Origin of the sequence: Peptoniphilus obesi ph1 (assembly GCF_000311865.1) — a bacterium.
Lineage (GTDB): Bacteria > Bacillota > Clostridia > Tissierellales > Peptoniphilaceae > Peptoniphilus_E > Peptoniphilus_E obesi.
Genome location: NZ_HE978580.1, coordinates 529444 through 543957, shown reverse-complemented (window position 1 = coordinate 543957; position 14514 = coordinate 529444). Strand labels below are relative to the sequence as shown.

Genomic DNA, 14514 nt, shown 5'->3' with positions numbered 1-14514 from the left:
TTATATCTCCTTTAGATTAAGTATATGTCCCATCTTTTCTTTTTTAGTTCTTAAATAATTTGTATCTTCTTTTCTAAGAGGCATTTCAATTGGAACTCTTTCTACAATTTTCATACCATAGTCTTCTAATTGGTAAACCTTGTCTGGATTGTTTGTTAAAAGTCTCATGCTCTTAACTCCAAGATCTCTTAAAATTTGAGCTCCTATATAATATTCCCTTAAATCGCCTTTAAAACCTAGGGCAATGTTAGCTTCTAGAGTATCCATGCCTTGGTCTTGCAATTGATAAGCCTTTAATTTATTTATAAGTCCGATACCTCTTCCTTCTTGACGCATGTAAAGAAGAATACCTCTACCTTCAGCATTAATTTGTTTCATAGCAGTTGCAAGTTGGTCTCCACAATCGCATTTTAAAGATCCAAAGCAATCGCCAGTTAAACATTCTGAGTGAACTCTAACAAGAATATTTTCTCCATCTCCAATATCGCCCTTAACTAGAGCAACATGGTGTTCATCATTTAATACATTTACAAAACCATGAGCCTTAAACTCACCATACTTAGTTGGAAGTTTTGTAACAGCAACTTCTTCAACTAAATTATCATATTTTTTTCTGTAATCTTGTAAAGCTTTTATAGTTATAAATTTAAGATCAAACTTTTTAGCAAGTTCTATTAAATCTTTAGTTCTCATCATCTCGCCATTATCATGCATAACTTCACAGCAAAGTCCACATTCTTTTAGGCCAGCAAGCTTCATTAAATCAACAGTTGCTTCAGTGTGTCCATTTCTTTCTAAGACCCCATTTTTCTTAGCTAGAAGAGGAAACATATGACCAGGTCTTCTAAAATCTTCTGGTCTTGAATTTTCATCTATAACCTTCATAGCTGTCAGAGATCTTTCAACAGCTGATATACCAGTTGTAGTATCCACATGGTCAATAGAAACAGTAAAGGCAGTTTCGTGGTTGTCTGTATTATTTTGCACCATTTGAGGAAATAAAAGTTTGTCAACATAATGCTTGCTCATTGGCATACAAATTAGTCCCTTGCCATGGATAGCCATAAAGTTGACATTTTCTGTTGTTGCAAATTCAGCAGCACAAATCAAATCGCCTTCATTTTCTCTATCTTCATCATCTGTCACAAGGATTAACTTTCCTTGTTTTAAGTCTTCTATCGCTTCATCAACTGTGTTAAATTTAAACATTTTAATCCCCCTTAATATCCATGCAGTTTAAGAAAATCTTCATCAATTATATTTTTTGATTTATTTTGATTAGTAAATTTTTCCACATACTTTGCGATCAAATCGTTTTCTAGATTAACCATATCTCCGATATTTTTAAACTTCAAAACAGTTTGATCGATAGTGTGGGGAATACAAGAAACCATAAAACTATCACTTTTTACATCTGCTACTGTTAGGGAGATTCCATCTATTGCAATTGAACCCTTTTGAATAATGTAATTTAGAATATCAGCAGGACAAGCTATATCAAACCAAATTGCTATATCGTCTCTTTTAATATTTTTTATTCTTCCTACACCATCAATATGGCCACTTACAATATGTCCGCCAAACCTTCCATTAAGAGGCATGGCCCTTTCCAGATTCACCCTGTCATTTACAGCAAGATTTGAAATAGAAGAACGCCTCAAAGTTTCATGCATAACATCTGCACAAAAACTATGGGAAGAAAAATCAGTAACAGTTAGGCAAATTCCATTAACTGCTATTGAATCTCCAAGATTGACATCAGAAAGAATTTTTTCTGCAGCTATCTCTATTCTAGATGAATGTCTTCCACTTTTTATAGCCTTAACAGAGCCAAGTTCTTCAACAATTCCTGTAAACATTAAACTTCTCCTTCAATTAGGAAATCAGATCCTATATTAGTAACTGATAAGTCTTTAAGTTTTATAGCATCTTTTAGGTAAGGTATACCAAGACCACAAATTGGAGACTTAGCATCCTTTCCGCCAATGAGTATTGGTGCCATGTAGACATAAACTTTATTTAAAAGTCCTGTTTGCATAACGCTTGAATTAAGAGTTCCGCCACCTTCTACAAAAACAGAATCAATTTTTCTTTTTCCAAGTTCAACAAAAAGCTCGTGAATATCAATTCCAAGACCAGAATTGCCAAGGAAGATAAATTCTATTCCTTTTTCTTTATAAGCAGCAATCTTATCACTATTTTCATTATCACGAGAAGTTGCAATTATTGTCTTAACCCTGTGAGCAGAATTTGCAATCTTTGAATCTAGAGGAGTTCTTAAATTACTATCACAAATAACCCTGATAGGATTTTTTGTTTCATTAGGTAGTCTACAATCTAGCATAGGATTATCAGCAAGCACTGTTCCAATGCCAACCATGATTGCAGAATACTTAAGTCTTAACTTGTGAACATGACGTCTAGAAAATTCTCCACTTATCCATTTTGAATCGCCAGTTGATGTTGCAATCTTTCCATCAAGACTCATTGCAAACTTCATAGCAACATATGGAAGATTTTTAGTTATAAAGTAGAAGAAGATTTTATTTAGCTCTAAACATTCATCCTCTAAAACTCCTACTCTTACTTCGATACCATGATCAGTAAGCTCTTTTATTCCTCTTCCAGCAACAAGTGGGTTAGGATCTTTAACTCCAATTACAACTCTTTTTATTTTAGCTTCGATAATTTTTTTTACGCAAGGTGGTTGTGATCCATAGTGAGAGCAAGGTTCTAAATTAACATACATAGTTGTTCCCTCAAGATCCTCTTTAGCGTTATTAATAGCATCTACTTCGGCATGAAGATCGCCGTATTTTTTATGGTAGCCGGTTGAAATTATTTCACCATCTTTAACAATAACAGCGCCTACTAAAGGATTCGGACTCACATAACCGGTTGCTTTTTTTGCAAGCTCTAAACAGAGCTTCATATATTTTTCATCTTTCATTGAATCCTCCAAAAAAAAGGCCCTGAAAATACAATCAGGGCAACACAAAAATAGTATATATATAACTATATTATTCAAAAAATAAATATCTTCTCTCATCCAGACTTTACTGTCGGCTTTGGAATTTAACCAAATCAGCTTTCGCTCGCGGGCTTCACCGCCGGTAGGGAAATTAGCCCTGCCCTGAAGATCCTATTAAACTAAGAAAATTATAGGATAAGTAAAGTTTTTTGTCAACAGATGAGAATAATAAAGAAAAAAATGGGTAATAAATAAAATTTATAAAAAATTTTAAAATAAAACATTAAAATTGCAGTATTTAACAAATGATATTATACTAAATTTAAATAATTTTTAATTAGTAATAGATTGGAGAAAGTTTATGAAAAAACTTAAAAAAAATAAAATTCTAATATTAACAATAATAGGATTTATTATTATATCTTTTGTAAATACAATATTAATTGCAAAAAGAACAGATGTAATATACATAAAAGAAAATTATGGAAGTGTATTTTTAATAACATTTGATATATTTTCAATAGTAGCATCAATCTTTATTCAAATATTCTTGCATGAACTTGGACATTCTCTAGCAGCAATATTTTCAGGTTATGACTTCATATTTTTTAGGTTGGGATCATTTGCCTTCGTAAAGAAAAATGGAAAATTAAAAATTGCAAAATTTGAAATTCCAGGAACGGGGGGTCAGGCACTTTTTGCACCAAAAGGCAAGGCATATGAAAATTTTTCCTACAAACTCTACATGTATGCAGGAATTATAAGCAATTTATTTTTTTCAATATTAGCCTTTATAATAATGTATTTTAATAGAAATTACTTCCTAGACCAGTTTTCATATTTTTTCGCCAGCGTGGGAATCTATATATTTTTAACAAATGGCTTAAAAATTGATGCAGAGATTTCAAACGATGCCATGCAGGTCAAACTTTTAGATAAATACGAAGAATACAGGATATTTATAAAATATAATTTAAAAATAGCAAGACTTCTTGTAGATGGAAAAGAAATAAAAGATATGGACCAAGATGAAGTAGATTTTATTTTATCCTGCGACAATCAATTTGCAGAAATAGGAATTCTAAAAGGCGACTACTATTCTCAAAATTTAGACTTAGATAAGGCAAAAGAAGAATATGAAAAAGCCTTGGATAAAGAAGTTCTATCAGACAGACTACAAAAACAAGCCCTAATAAATGAAATAATTTACCTAAGCATAATAAAAAAAGACCAAGCAAACTACGAAAAATATTTCAGTAAAGAATTTGAATTTTTCTTAGATAATTTTTTACTGAAATTAGTAAACGGCTATTATACCAAATATGCCAAGCTGCTATTGATAGATAAAAATGAAAAAGCGGCCGAAAAATTAAAGACACAATACATAAGATTTAGGAAAAACTACATATTTGAAAGCGAAATAAGACTAGCCGATAAGAAAATCCAAATTGTAGACCAGCTAGCAAAAGAGGTAATCCAATGAAAAATTCAATAAAAAGAAAAATAAAAGAATTTATTTTAATAGTATTATTAAGCATATTTTTAACAATAAGCTCAAGCTTAATATCATGCTACGGATTTTATGACGGACTTATTAAAAATATATTTGTAGAATATCAAATATTCTTATTAAATCTTTTACCAATAATTTTTTTAGTTTACATACTTAGATATCTATTTAAATCATTAAGAGCAAGCTTTTTGTTTATGTCCTTGCTTTTAAATATCGGAGCCTATGCAAATTTTGTAAAAATTGTATACAGGCAAGAAGCCTTAAAAGCTGTAGACTTAACCATACTATTTGAAGCCTTTAAGATGAGTCAAAAATATAGCCTTATGTTAAATAGTCCAAATGCAAAAATCTTATTAGCAAGTTTAATAATAACTTTTATAATATTTTTTGCCCTAAAAGACCGTGAATTAAGCAATCAAAAAAGACTTGGAAAAATAGCAGTATCAACTTTGGCATTAATTATATTTACAAAAATATTTTTATTTAGTCCAGCTATCTATGCAAAACTAGGCAGCAATCTAGAAGAATTAAACACCTGGATAGAACTAAATTCTTACCAAGCAAAAGGTTTTGTATATCCATTTATCTATAGTATAAAAGCAACAATGCCCTATAAATATAAAGATTACGATGAGAAAAGAGCTGAAGAAATATACTCAAGCTATGACTACCAAGAAATTCCACAAGGTAAAAAAGTAAGCGTTGTAGTAGTTATGCTAGAATCATTTAAAGATTTTTATAAACTACAAAATGATAACATGACCTTTACCAGCGACCCTTATTGGTATTTCCACGACTTACAAAAAGAAAGCATAAGCGGAGATCTTTTAGTAAACAGTTTTGGCGGCGGAACATTTAAAACGGAAATAAATGCCCTAACAGGCTACAAACACACACCAGAATTTAACAGGCAAGTTATTTCTTATCCAAGATATCTAAAAGAAAATGGATACACAAACTATGCTTTCCATCCAAACACAGGAATTTTTTACAACAGGAAAAATGTTTATAAAAATATAGCCTTTGATGAATTCTTTGAATTAGATAACACTTTTAGTGAATTTGCAGAATATCCACTCATGGACGAACAATTTTACGACTATATAAATCAAAAATTCAACTCAACACTTGGACCAAGATTTTTCTTTGCAGTAACATATCAAAATCACGGGCCCTATCCATCAGACCATGCAGAGTATGAAGAACCTTATATAGAATGGAAAGACAACTACAATCAAGAAGACTATATATACTTTAATAACTATTTGCACGGAATTGAATCAGCATCAAACTCTCTTAAAATTATAGTTGATAATTTACAAGAAAGCCCTGAACCGACCGTGTTCTTAATCTTTGGGGACCATTCTCCTTCCATGGGCGAAAATTATAAGATAAATAAAATGCTTGGCATAAATTCAGACACAGGATCACAAGAAGGAGTTAGAAATATTTACCAAACCCCTTATCTAATTTGGGCAAACCAAGAAGCTAAAAACATATTGAACAATGACTTTAAGGGAGAAGGCAGAGAACTAGAACCAATATTTTTATTTAGTGAGCTTTTTAGAACTATGGGATATGAAGCAAATCAGTACAATCAATTTTTAAGAGATTTTTCTGATGATTTTCCTGTTATTAAAGAGACTCTTTTTAAGACTACAGAAGGATTTACCACAGACCTTAATTATAATCAGAAAAAAAGATTGACAGATTTTTATAATGTTGAATATTACACATCAAAAAAGAAAATTTAAATATTATAAGAAGCAGGATAAAATTCCTGCTTTTTTTGATGGGAAATTCCAAAAAAATATAAATTAAATAAAAAGTTGATAAAAAAAACATGATAAATAATTAAATTTATTAGCATAAGAAAAATGGATGCTGGCTAAAAAATATAGCTTGCATCCATTTTTTATTTTAATTTCTCGCCACATTCTGGACAATATTTAAAGGCTTTTTCCAAGTGGTAACCGCAATAGGGACAATATTTATATCGTTTTTTACTTGGTCTAAAGTATTTTGTTTCTGAAGGGTCTTTTTCTATTGAAAAGTCATCTTCTCTATTTGTATATTGATCTGTATTAAAAGATTTATCATTAGGTATAAAGTCATCATGATCAAAAGAAAAATCTTCTTTTCTATCAAATGAATATTTTTTTGCAGATATATCTTTTTCTAAATTAGAAGATAGATTATCCATATTATCTCTAAATTCTTGATGAGAAAATTCAAATCTCTCACGATTATTTTTTCCCCTTGAAAAAGTCTTTTCGCTATCGTCATCGAAAATCTGATTTCTTTTTATTTTTTTCTTTTTTATCTTTAGATAGGAATTTATTTCAAGCACTCCCATTAGGATAAAAACTATTCCCATGATTGGGAAAATATATCCCATTATATAATCGCCTGCTTCTCTAAAGTGGGCAGTTTTATTGTAGGAAAAATAAATCCAAAAGAGGGCGAAGATAATAATTAATATTCCCCTAAATAAATTTAATATATTATTTTTCTTTTCCAAGATAAACACATCCTTTATCTTTTGCTTTATAATATTTTATAATATAGATTATATATTTAAAATGATAAGAATAAATTAAAAATTTCTAAAAATTTATTTAATATAGAATGGAGTTACAAATGGAAGAAAATAATATAAGACCCTTGGTTGATATAGAAAGGTCCTTGATAAAGAAGTACAGAAAATATATTTGGGCAAATTTTGTAAAGGCTATAAAAGATTATGAATTAGTCAGCGATGGAGATAAGATTGCAGTTGCAATTTCTGGTGGAAAGGACTCTCTTACTCTTGCTAAGTTATTTCAAGAATTTCAAAAACATTCTAAGAGCAAGTTTGACCTAGAATTTATAGCCATGGATCCGGGATATAATGAAGAGAACAGAAAGGTGCTTGAATATAATTGTGAAAAATTGGGAATTGATGTAAAAATTCACAAGTCTGATGTTTTTGAAGTTGCAAATAAATTAAATGAGGGAAATCCTTGTTATATGTGTGCGAGGATGAGAAGGGGAAACCTTTATTCCAAGGCTCAGGAACTTGGTTGCAATAAGCTTGCCCTTGGTCATCATTTTAATGATGTTATTGAAACTATACTTTTAAATGTTTTATTTGCAGGAAATTATAAGACTATGATGCCAAAATTACATTCTAAAAATTTTGAAAATCTTGAACTTATTAGGCCCATGTATTATATAAAGGAAGAATCGATTATAAGTTTTATGAACTACACTGGCCTTCACGCCATGGATTGTGCCTGCACTGTTACTCAAAAAGAGGAAGGATCAACCAGGGCTTATATAAAAGATTTAATAAAAGAGATACAAAAGAAAAATAAGAATGTAGATATAAATATCTTAAGGTCGGCAGAGAATGTAGACCTTGGAGCGATTATTGCCTACAAATATAAGGATAAAAAGATAAGTTTTTTAGATGACTATTATGAAGAGGATTAAAAGTTGAGAAGATAGAGCTTTTTCTATCTTTTCTTTATCTTTTCTTTCTTTTAAAAATACTGGTCATTTGTTAGAATAAAAAACGAGGTGAAAATTTTGAAGAAAATTTTTATATTTCTAATGGCTTTTGCCATATTTTTTCCAACAATTGTAAATGCAGAGCAGGCTGCTATTCAAAACCCTAACACCAGCTTGCAAGATACAATTGATGTCTTTGAAGGCAACAAAGAAATTAGAAATCAAAATATATTTGTACCGACAAAAGATGGGGTCCAAAGGGCTACATATGAAGAGGCTCTAAAAATAGAAGAATACAAGCAAAAAAATCTAACAGAGCTTACAAAATCTTATTTATTGGGAGATTATAAGAGTGGACAAATTTTACAATCTTATAACATAGATGAAGTCAGACCTATGGCATCTACTTCCAAGTTGGTTTCAGTTTTTGTAGTTATGGATGAAATAAAAAGAGGAACTATATCAAAGACTGATACAGTATTGATTGATAATGAAGCTGCATCATTGCCAGGATCTTCTTATAAATTACAGGAAAATGATATAAAAACAGTTTCTGAACTCTTGGAAGCTTCACTTATAGTTTCAGGAAACGATGCGATCACAGCCTTGGCAAAATATGTTGGTGGTAGCAAGGAAGAATTTGTCAATATGATGAATGAAAAGTGCAGGGAATTGGGTTTGAAAAATGCTCACATGGTAAATCCAACTGGACTTACAGACTATGCTATCGAAGATTATAATAAGATGACAACAAGAGAGATGTTTATACTTTCGAGAGAATTAATTTCTAGCTATCCAGAACTTTTAGAAATTACTTCTAAGCCAAAGATAGAAAATCCTGAAAGAAACTTTATAGAATACAACACAAACCCAACTCTTGGAATCACAGAAGGAATTGATGGTTTAAAAACTGGCTACACAAATGCTTCTGGAAGATGTCTTATAGCAACAGGTGTTAAAAAAGCTGATGGAGAAAAAACTTTGGACACAAGACTTATAGGAATTGTAACTGGATGTCCAAATGATTGGATGAGATATGTTGCAGCTAATAGGCTTATGAGCGAAGGTCTTGAAAAATACCAATATATCTTGGTTGGCAATGAAAATGAGCCAGAAGATGTTATATCAATTGAAGATGCAGCAGATGAAAAAACAAATGTATATGTAAAAAATCAAGGATCAGCACTTTGGGATGGAGAAAGCGAATTTGAGAGAAAGTTTTTCTACAAGCCTGGACTAAAGGCTCCAATAGACGTTGGAGAAAATATTGGTTATGTAAAGTATTATATGAAGGGCGAAGAAGTTTTAAAACTTGATTTAATTGTAAAAGATAGGGTTTCCCAAAAGGGAATTTTAAGCAAGATAAAAAATGTTTATGAAGATATTTTTATAAAAATTGATGAGGCTGCATAAGATTTAAGTAATTAAAGAGTAGTTATTTAGAAATTTTACTAAATGACTACTTTTTTTGTATTTAAGTAAATTTTTATAAGAAAAGTTTTAAATTTAGGTAAAAATTTCTATAAATAATTTTAAATAGTAAGATTTCTTAAATAAATACATATTTTACAAAAATTTTAAGCGATTATAAGAGAAAATGATTTACTTTTTCACTTATGCTTGAAATTTCAACTGGTTAAGCTATAATTGTATTGTAGAGCGAACAAATTAATCGGTTAAATTGTATAAAAATTTTTGACGATTTACAGATTAATTGTTGATAAAAATATAAGCGAAAGTAATATTATGATTTACTAGGAGGTAAAAGATGAAAAGAGTAATGTGTATTCCCAACTATTCTGAGGGAAGAGATGCTGAAAAGATCGATAAAATTGTTGAATGCTTTAGAGCTAAAGAAAATGTAAAATTAATTGACTACCAACCAGATAAGGACCACAACAGACTAGTTGTTGAAGTTATTGGTGAACCAGAAGCAGTTATTAAAGCTGTTCTTGAATCAGTTAAGGTAGCTACTGAAGTAATTGACATGACAAAACACGAAGGCGCTCACCCAAGAATGGGAGCAGTTGACGTTGTTCCATTTGTTCCAGTAACAGAAGTTACAACTGAAGATTGCGTAGAATATGCAAAAGAAGTTGGTAAAGCAATAGGAGAAATGGGAATTCCTGTTTACCTATATGAAGATGCTGCTACTACTCCTGAAAGACAAAATCTAGCTAAGGTTAGAAAAGGACAATATGAAGCTTTCTTTGAAAAGATTCAACAACCTGAATGGAAACCAGATTTTGGACCACAAGAAATGAACGCTAAAAGTGGTGTAACAGGTGTTGCAGCAAGATTCCACTTAGTTGCATTTAACGTAAACTTAAATACTGACAAATTAGAAATTGCTCAAGCAATTGCTAAAAAAGTTCGTCACATCGGTGGAGGACTAAGATTCGTTAAAGGTATAGGACTTGCTCTAGAAGAAAAAGGCCAAGTACAAGTATCAATGAACCTTGTAAATTATGAAAAAACAAGAATCTACCAAGCTCTTGAAATGATTAAATTCGAAGCTAAACGTTACGGTGTAACTGTTGCTAACAGTGAACTAATCGGTTTACTTCCACTTCAAGCACTTATTGATTCTGCTGCATACTACATGCAAATTGAAGATTTAAAACCAGAACAAGTTATTGAAACTCTTCTAATTGAAGAATAATAGTTAGTTAAAATAAAGAAAATAAAAGGGAGGCTTATATGACTGAATTTAAAACTGATATCGAAATCGCTGATGCTTGCGAGTTAGAACCAATTGTCGACGTTGCTGCAAAAGTAGGTCTTAAAGAAGATGACCTAGAACTTTACGGTAAATATAAAGCAAAAATTTCTTTTGATGCAATCGAAAGATTAGAAAAAAATGAAGACGGAAAATTAATCCTTGTTACAGCAATCACTCCAACTCCAGCAGGAGAAGGTAAATCAACTGTATCAATTGGACTTACTCAAGGTCTTAACAAAATTGGTAAAAAATCTGTTGTAGCTCTTAGAGAACCATCACTAGGACCAGTATTTGGTGTTAAAGGTGGAGCAGCAGGTGGTGGATACTCACAAGTAGTACCAATGGAAGATATCAACCTACACTTCACAGGTGACCTTCACGCAATGACTGCAGCAAACAACTTACTTTCTGCACTTATTGACAACCACATTCACCAAGGAAACAAACTTAATATAGATATTAGACAAATTACTTGGAAAAGAGTACTTGACATGAATGATAGAGCTCTTAGAAACGTAACAGTAGCTCTAGGTGGAAAAGCTTGCGGATATCCAAGAGAAGACCACTTCATGATCACAGTAGCATCTGAAATCATGGCAGCTCTTTGTCTATCATCAAATCTTGAAGATTTAAAAACTAGACTATCAAAAATGGTTGTAGCTTACAACAAAGATGGACAACCTGTAACAGCAGGAGACTTAAATGCACAAGGTGCTATGGCAATGCTTCTTAAAGATGCTATAAAACCAAACATTGTTCAAACTCTTGAACATACTCCAGCTCTAATTCATGGTGGACCTTTCGCAAACATTGCACACGGATGTAACTCATTAATAGCTACAAAACTTGGTCTTAAGATGTCAGATTATCTTGTTACAGAAGCAGGATTCGGTGCTGACCTTGGAGCAGAAAAATTCTTTGATATCAAATGTAGACTTGGTGGCTTAAAACCAGATGCAGCTGTTATCGTTGCTACAATAAAAGCACTTAAGATGCACGGTGGAGTTCCTAAGGATAACCTTAAAGAAGAAAATGTAGAAGCTCTTGATAAGGGATTTGCTAACTTAGGACGTCACATTGAAAACCTTAAAAAATTCGGTGTACCAGTAATTGTTGCAGTTAACAAATTTGCTCAAGATACTGATGCAGAAATTAATAAATTAATCGAAAAATGTAAAGAATACGGCGTAGAAGTTTCTCTATGCGAAGGTTGGGCAAAAGGTGGCGAAGGTGTTAAGGACCTTGCTGAAAAAGTTGTTAAACTTACTGACGAACAACCAGCTAACTTCAAACATCTTTACGATGAAAAACTTTCAATTGAAGAAAAACTTAATGTTCTTGTTAAAGATTACTATCACGGAGCAAAAGTTACTCTTACACCAAAGGCTAAAAAAGAAGTTGCAAAACTTGAAGAACTTGGTCTTGATAAAATGCCTCTATGTATGGCAAAAACTCAATTCTCATTCTCTGATGATCCAAAAGCAGTTGGAGCACCTGAAGGATTTGAAATTATCGTACAAACAGTTAGAGTTTCAGCAGGAGCTGGCTTTATAGTTTGTGAAACTGGTAACATCATGGTTATGCCAGGACTTCCAAAAGTTCCAGCAGCTGACAAGATGGATATAACTGCAGACGGACAAATGACAGGTTTATTCTAATAAGGAGGAATAAATAAATGATGTTAAAAGATTTATCAGTTAAAGATTTCGTAGCTGAAACAGCTTCAGATTCTCCAGCACCAGGTGGTGGATCAGTATCTGCTTTAGCAGCAGCTCAAGCAGCAGCTTTACTTGGTATGGTTGCAAACTTAACTGTAAAAAGTAAAAACTACACTGATGTTCATGAAGAAATGAAACCATTAGTGGATGAACTTGCAAAATACCACGAAGAATTTACTGATTTCATAGATAAAGATGCTAACTCTTTCAACGGAGTTATCGATGCTTTCAAACTTCCAAAATCAACTGACGAAGAAAAAGCTGCAAGATCTGCAAAAATTCAAGAAGAATACAAAAATGCAGCAAATGTACCTTTCACAGTTGGTATGAAAACTGTTGAATTAATCGACTATGCTGAAAAATTAGTTGAAAAAGGAAACAAAAATGCTATCACTGATGTTGGTGTTGGTGTTCTTAACATTAAACTAGCTGTAACAGGAGCTTTCTACAATGTTAAAATCAACCTTGGATCAATTAAAGATGAAGCATATGTAAAAGATCTTAAAGATAAAATGGCTAAGACTTTAAAAGAAGTTGACGAAAGAATCGCTCCAATTGTTAAACAAGTTGAAGCTGAAATCGAATAATTAAATCATAATATTGAAAAGAAGGATCAATTGGTCCTTCTTTTTTTTGATTATTGATGTATAATTTTAGTATCGATAAATTAAATAAATTTAGTAAATTGAATAGAGAAGTTAATGGAAGGTGGTAATATTGAATATACTTTTAGTAGATTTTGGCTCAACCTATACTAAGTTGACTTTAGTTGATATGGATAAGGAAGAAATTATAGCAAGGAGTAATGGAATAACGACTGTAGAAACTGATGTAAAAGTTGGCTATGAAGAAGCACTATCTAAAATGAGTGAAGATCTTGGCTACGAAGTTAAACCAGATAAAATACTTGCTTGTTCATCTGCAGCTGGTGGTTTAAAGATGATAGCTATAGGACTAACAAAAAACTTAACAGCAGAAGCAGCGACAAGATCAGCTTTAGGTGCCGGAGCTAGGATACTAAAAACATATTATTATGAATTGCCTGATGAAGATTTAGAGGAAATTAAACAATCACCTTGTGATATAATTTTATTTTCTGGAGGAACTGAACATGGCAACAGAAATAATGTTATAAATAATGCGAAAAGACTTGCTTCAACTAAAGTTAAAGTTCCAATTGTAGTTTCAGTTAACTCTAGAATAGTAGATGAAGTTTCTAAAATATTTGAAGATGCAGGCATGGATATTTATGTAACTGATAATGTAATGCCGGCAGTAAATATTCTTAATCCTGAAGGCGCTAGAGAAACAATTAGACAAATATTTATGGATAGAATTGTTAAGGCTAAGGGTATGAATAGTATGAAGGGCGAAATTGATAGTATCTTAATGCCTACACCTCAAGCAGTTATAAAAGCTGCACAAATGTTATCTCTAGGCTCTGGCGATGAAGAAGGCGTTGGAGACTTGATGGTAGTAGACATTGGGGGAGCTACAACAGATGTCCATTCTATTGGCTATGGACACCCTACAGATAGGACAATAATTTACGAAGGACTTCTTGAACCTCTTGCAAAAAGAACAGTTGAAGGAGACCTTGGTATGAGATATTCAGCAGAATCATTGTATGAGGCTGTTGGAAAAGATGATATTCTAAAATATTTAAAGAATGAGGATATAGATATCGAAAAAAATTGTAGATACAGAGCTGATAATATAAAATTTGTACCAGAGACAGATGAAGATTATGAGTTTGATAGTGCCATGGCTAGTGTGGCTACAGAACATGCTGTTGCCCGTCACGTAGGTAATCTAACTAAAAGATTTACCAAGACAAGATATGTCTACTATCAAACAGGAAAAGATCTTACTAAACTAAAGACTATAATAGGTACAGGTGGAGTTTTAGTTCATGCTAAAGATCCAAGAAGTATATTATCATCTGTGGAAAATGATGATCCAATGTCTTTAAGTCCAAAAAGTCCAGACTATTATATAGATAGTGATTATATCCTATCAGCTATGGGACTTTTGAGCATGGAATATCCGGAAGTTGCAATTAGAATTATGAAGAAAGATTTGAGGAAAGTGAGATAAT

Annotated in this window: 12 protein-coding genes and 1 riboswitch; of the genes, 8 read left to right on the top strand and 4 right to left on the bottom strand. The window is 31.8% G+C overall.

All coding sequences use genetic code 11. The features are described from left to right. The 3 genes from HGPB_RS02390 to ribD are packed head-to-tail and all read right to left on the bottom strand — an operon-like array spanning position 1 to position 2950. Entirely contained in the window at positions 1–1209 is a 1209-nt protein-coding gene (locus tag HGPB_RS02390; RefSeq protein WP_019132087.1) for a bifunctional 3,4-dihydroxy-2-butanone-4-phosphate synthase/GTP cyclohydrolase II, read from the bottom strand. Between the two features lie 11 nt (positions 1210–1220). Continuing rightward, positions 1221–1859 (bottom strand): riboflavin synthase, encoded by a 639-nt coding sequence (locus tag HGPB_RS02385; RefSeq protein ID WP_019132086.1) that lies wholly within the window; start codon positions 1857–1859, stop codon positions 1221–1223. Continuing rightward, positions 1859–2950 (bottom strand): bifunctional diaminohydroxyphosphoribosylaminopyrimidine deaminase/5-amino-6-(5-phosphoribosylamino)uracil reductase RibD, encoded by a 1092-nt coding sequence (gene ribD, locus HGPB_RS02380; RefSeq protein WP_019132085.1) that lies wholly within the window; start codon positions 2948–2950, stop codon positions 1859–1861. Before ribD ends, HGPB_RS02385 begins: the two co-directional genes overlap by 1 nt. Positions 2951–3033: 83 nt before the next feature. Further along, positions 3034–3145: riboswitch (FMN riboswitch) on the bottom strand. A gap of 187 nt (positions 3146–3332) precedes the next feature. Here ribD and HGPB_RS02375 point away from each other — a divergent pair. Together HGPB_RS02375 and HGPB_RS02370 are read left to right on the top strand one after the other, a co-directional pair. Continuing rightward, the gene (locus tag HGPB_RS02375) at positions 3333–4454 is read left to right on the top strand and encodes a M50 family metallopeptidase (RefSeq protein WP_019132084.1); all 1122 of its coding nucleotides are present in this window, start codon (positions 3333–3335) and stop codon (positions 4452–4454) included. After that, complete coding sequence (locus HGPB_RS02370; RefSeq protein WP_019132083.1) at positions 4451–6238, top strand: LTA synthase family protein; 1788 nt, start codon at positions 4451–4453, stop codon at positions 6236–6238. Before HGPB_RS02375 ends, HGPB_RS02370 begins: the two co-directional genes overlap by 4 nt. Before the next feature lie 161 nt (positions 6239–6399). On the opposite strand, the gene HGPB_RS02365 is transcribed toward HGPB_RS02370, so the two are convergent. Further along, positions 6400–7005 (bottom strand): hypothetical protein, encoded by a 606-nt coding sequence (locus HGPB_RS02365; protein WP_019132082.1) that lies wholly within the window; start codon positions 7003–7005, stop codon positions 6400–6402. A gap of 119 nt (positions 7006–7124) precedes the next feature. Between HGPB_RS02365 and HGPB_RS02360 the strand changes: the two genes are divergently transcribed. From HGPB_RS02360 to glmL, 6 genes are all read left to right on the top strand, one after another. Then, entirely contained in the window at positions 7125–7958 is an 834-nt protein-coding gene (locus HGPB_RS02360; RefSeq protein WP_019132081.1) for a tRNA lysidine(34) synthetase, read from the top strand. 96 nt (positions 7959–8054) lie between these two features. Next, a complete protein-coding gene (locus HGPB_RS02355; protein ID WP_019132080.1) occupies positions 8055–9389 on the top strand; it encodes a D-alanyl-D-alanine carboxypeptidase family protein in 1335 nt (444 codons plus the stop codon). A gap of 355 nt (positions 9390–9744) precedes the next feature. Continuing rightward, positions 9745–10638, top strand: coding sequence for a glutamate formimidoyltransferase (gene ftcD / locus HGPB_RS02350; RefSeq protein ID WP_019132079.1), 894 nt, complete (start codon positions 9745–9747; stop codon positions 10636–10638). Positions 10639–10676: 38 nt separating this feature from the next. Next, positions 10677–12356, top strand: coding sequence for a formate--tetrahydrofolate ligase (locus HGPB_RS02345; protein ID WP_019132078.1), 1680 nt, complete (start codon positions 10677–10679; stop codon positions 12354–12356). Positions 12357–12373: 17 nt separating this feature from the next. Beyond that, entirely contained in the window at positions 12374–13003 is a 630-nt protein-coding gene (locus HGPB_RS02340) for a cyclodeaminase/cyclohydrolase family protein (protein ID WP_019132077.1), read from the top strand. Between the two features lie 130 nt (positions 13004–13133). Next, positions 13134–14513, top strand: a complete 1380-nt coding sequence (glmL, locus tag HGPB_RS02335; protein WP_019132076.1) for a methylaspartate mutase accessory protein GlmL — start codon at positions 13134–13136, stop codon at positions 14511–14513. Position 14514: the final 1 nt, after the last annotated feature.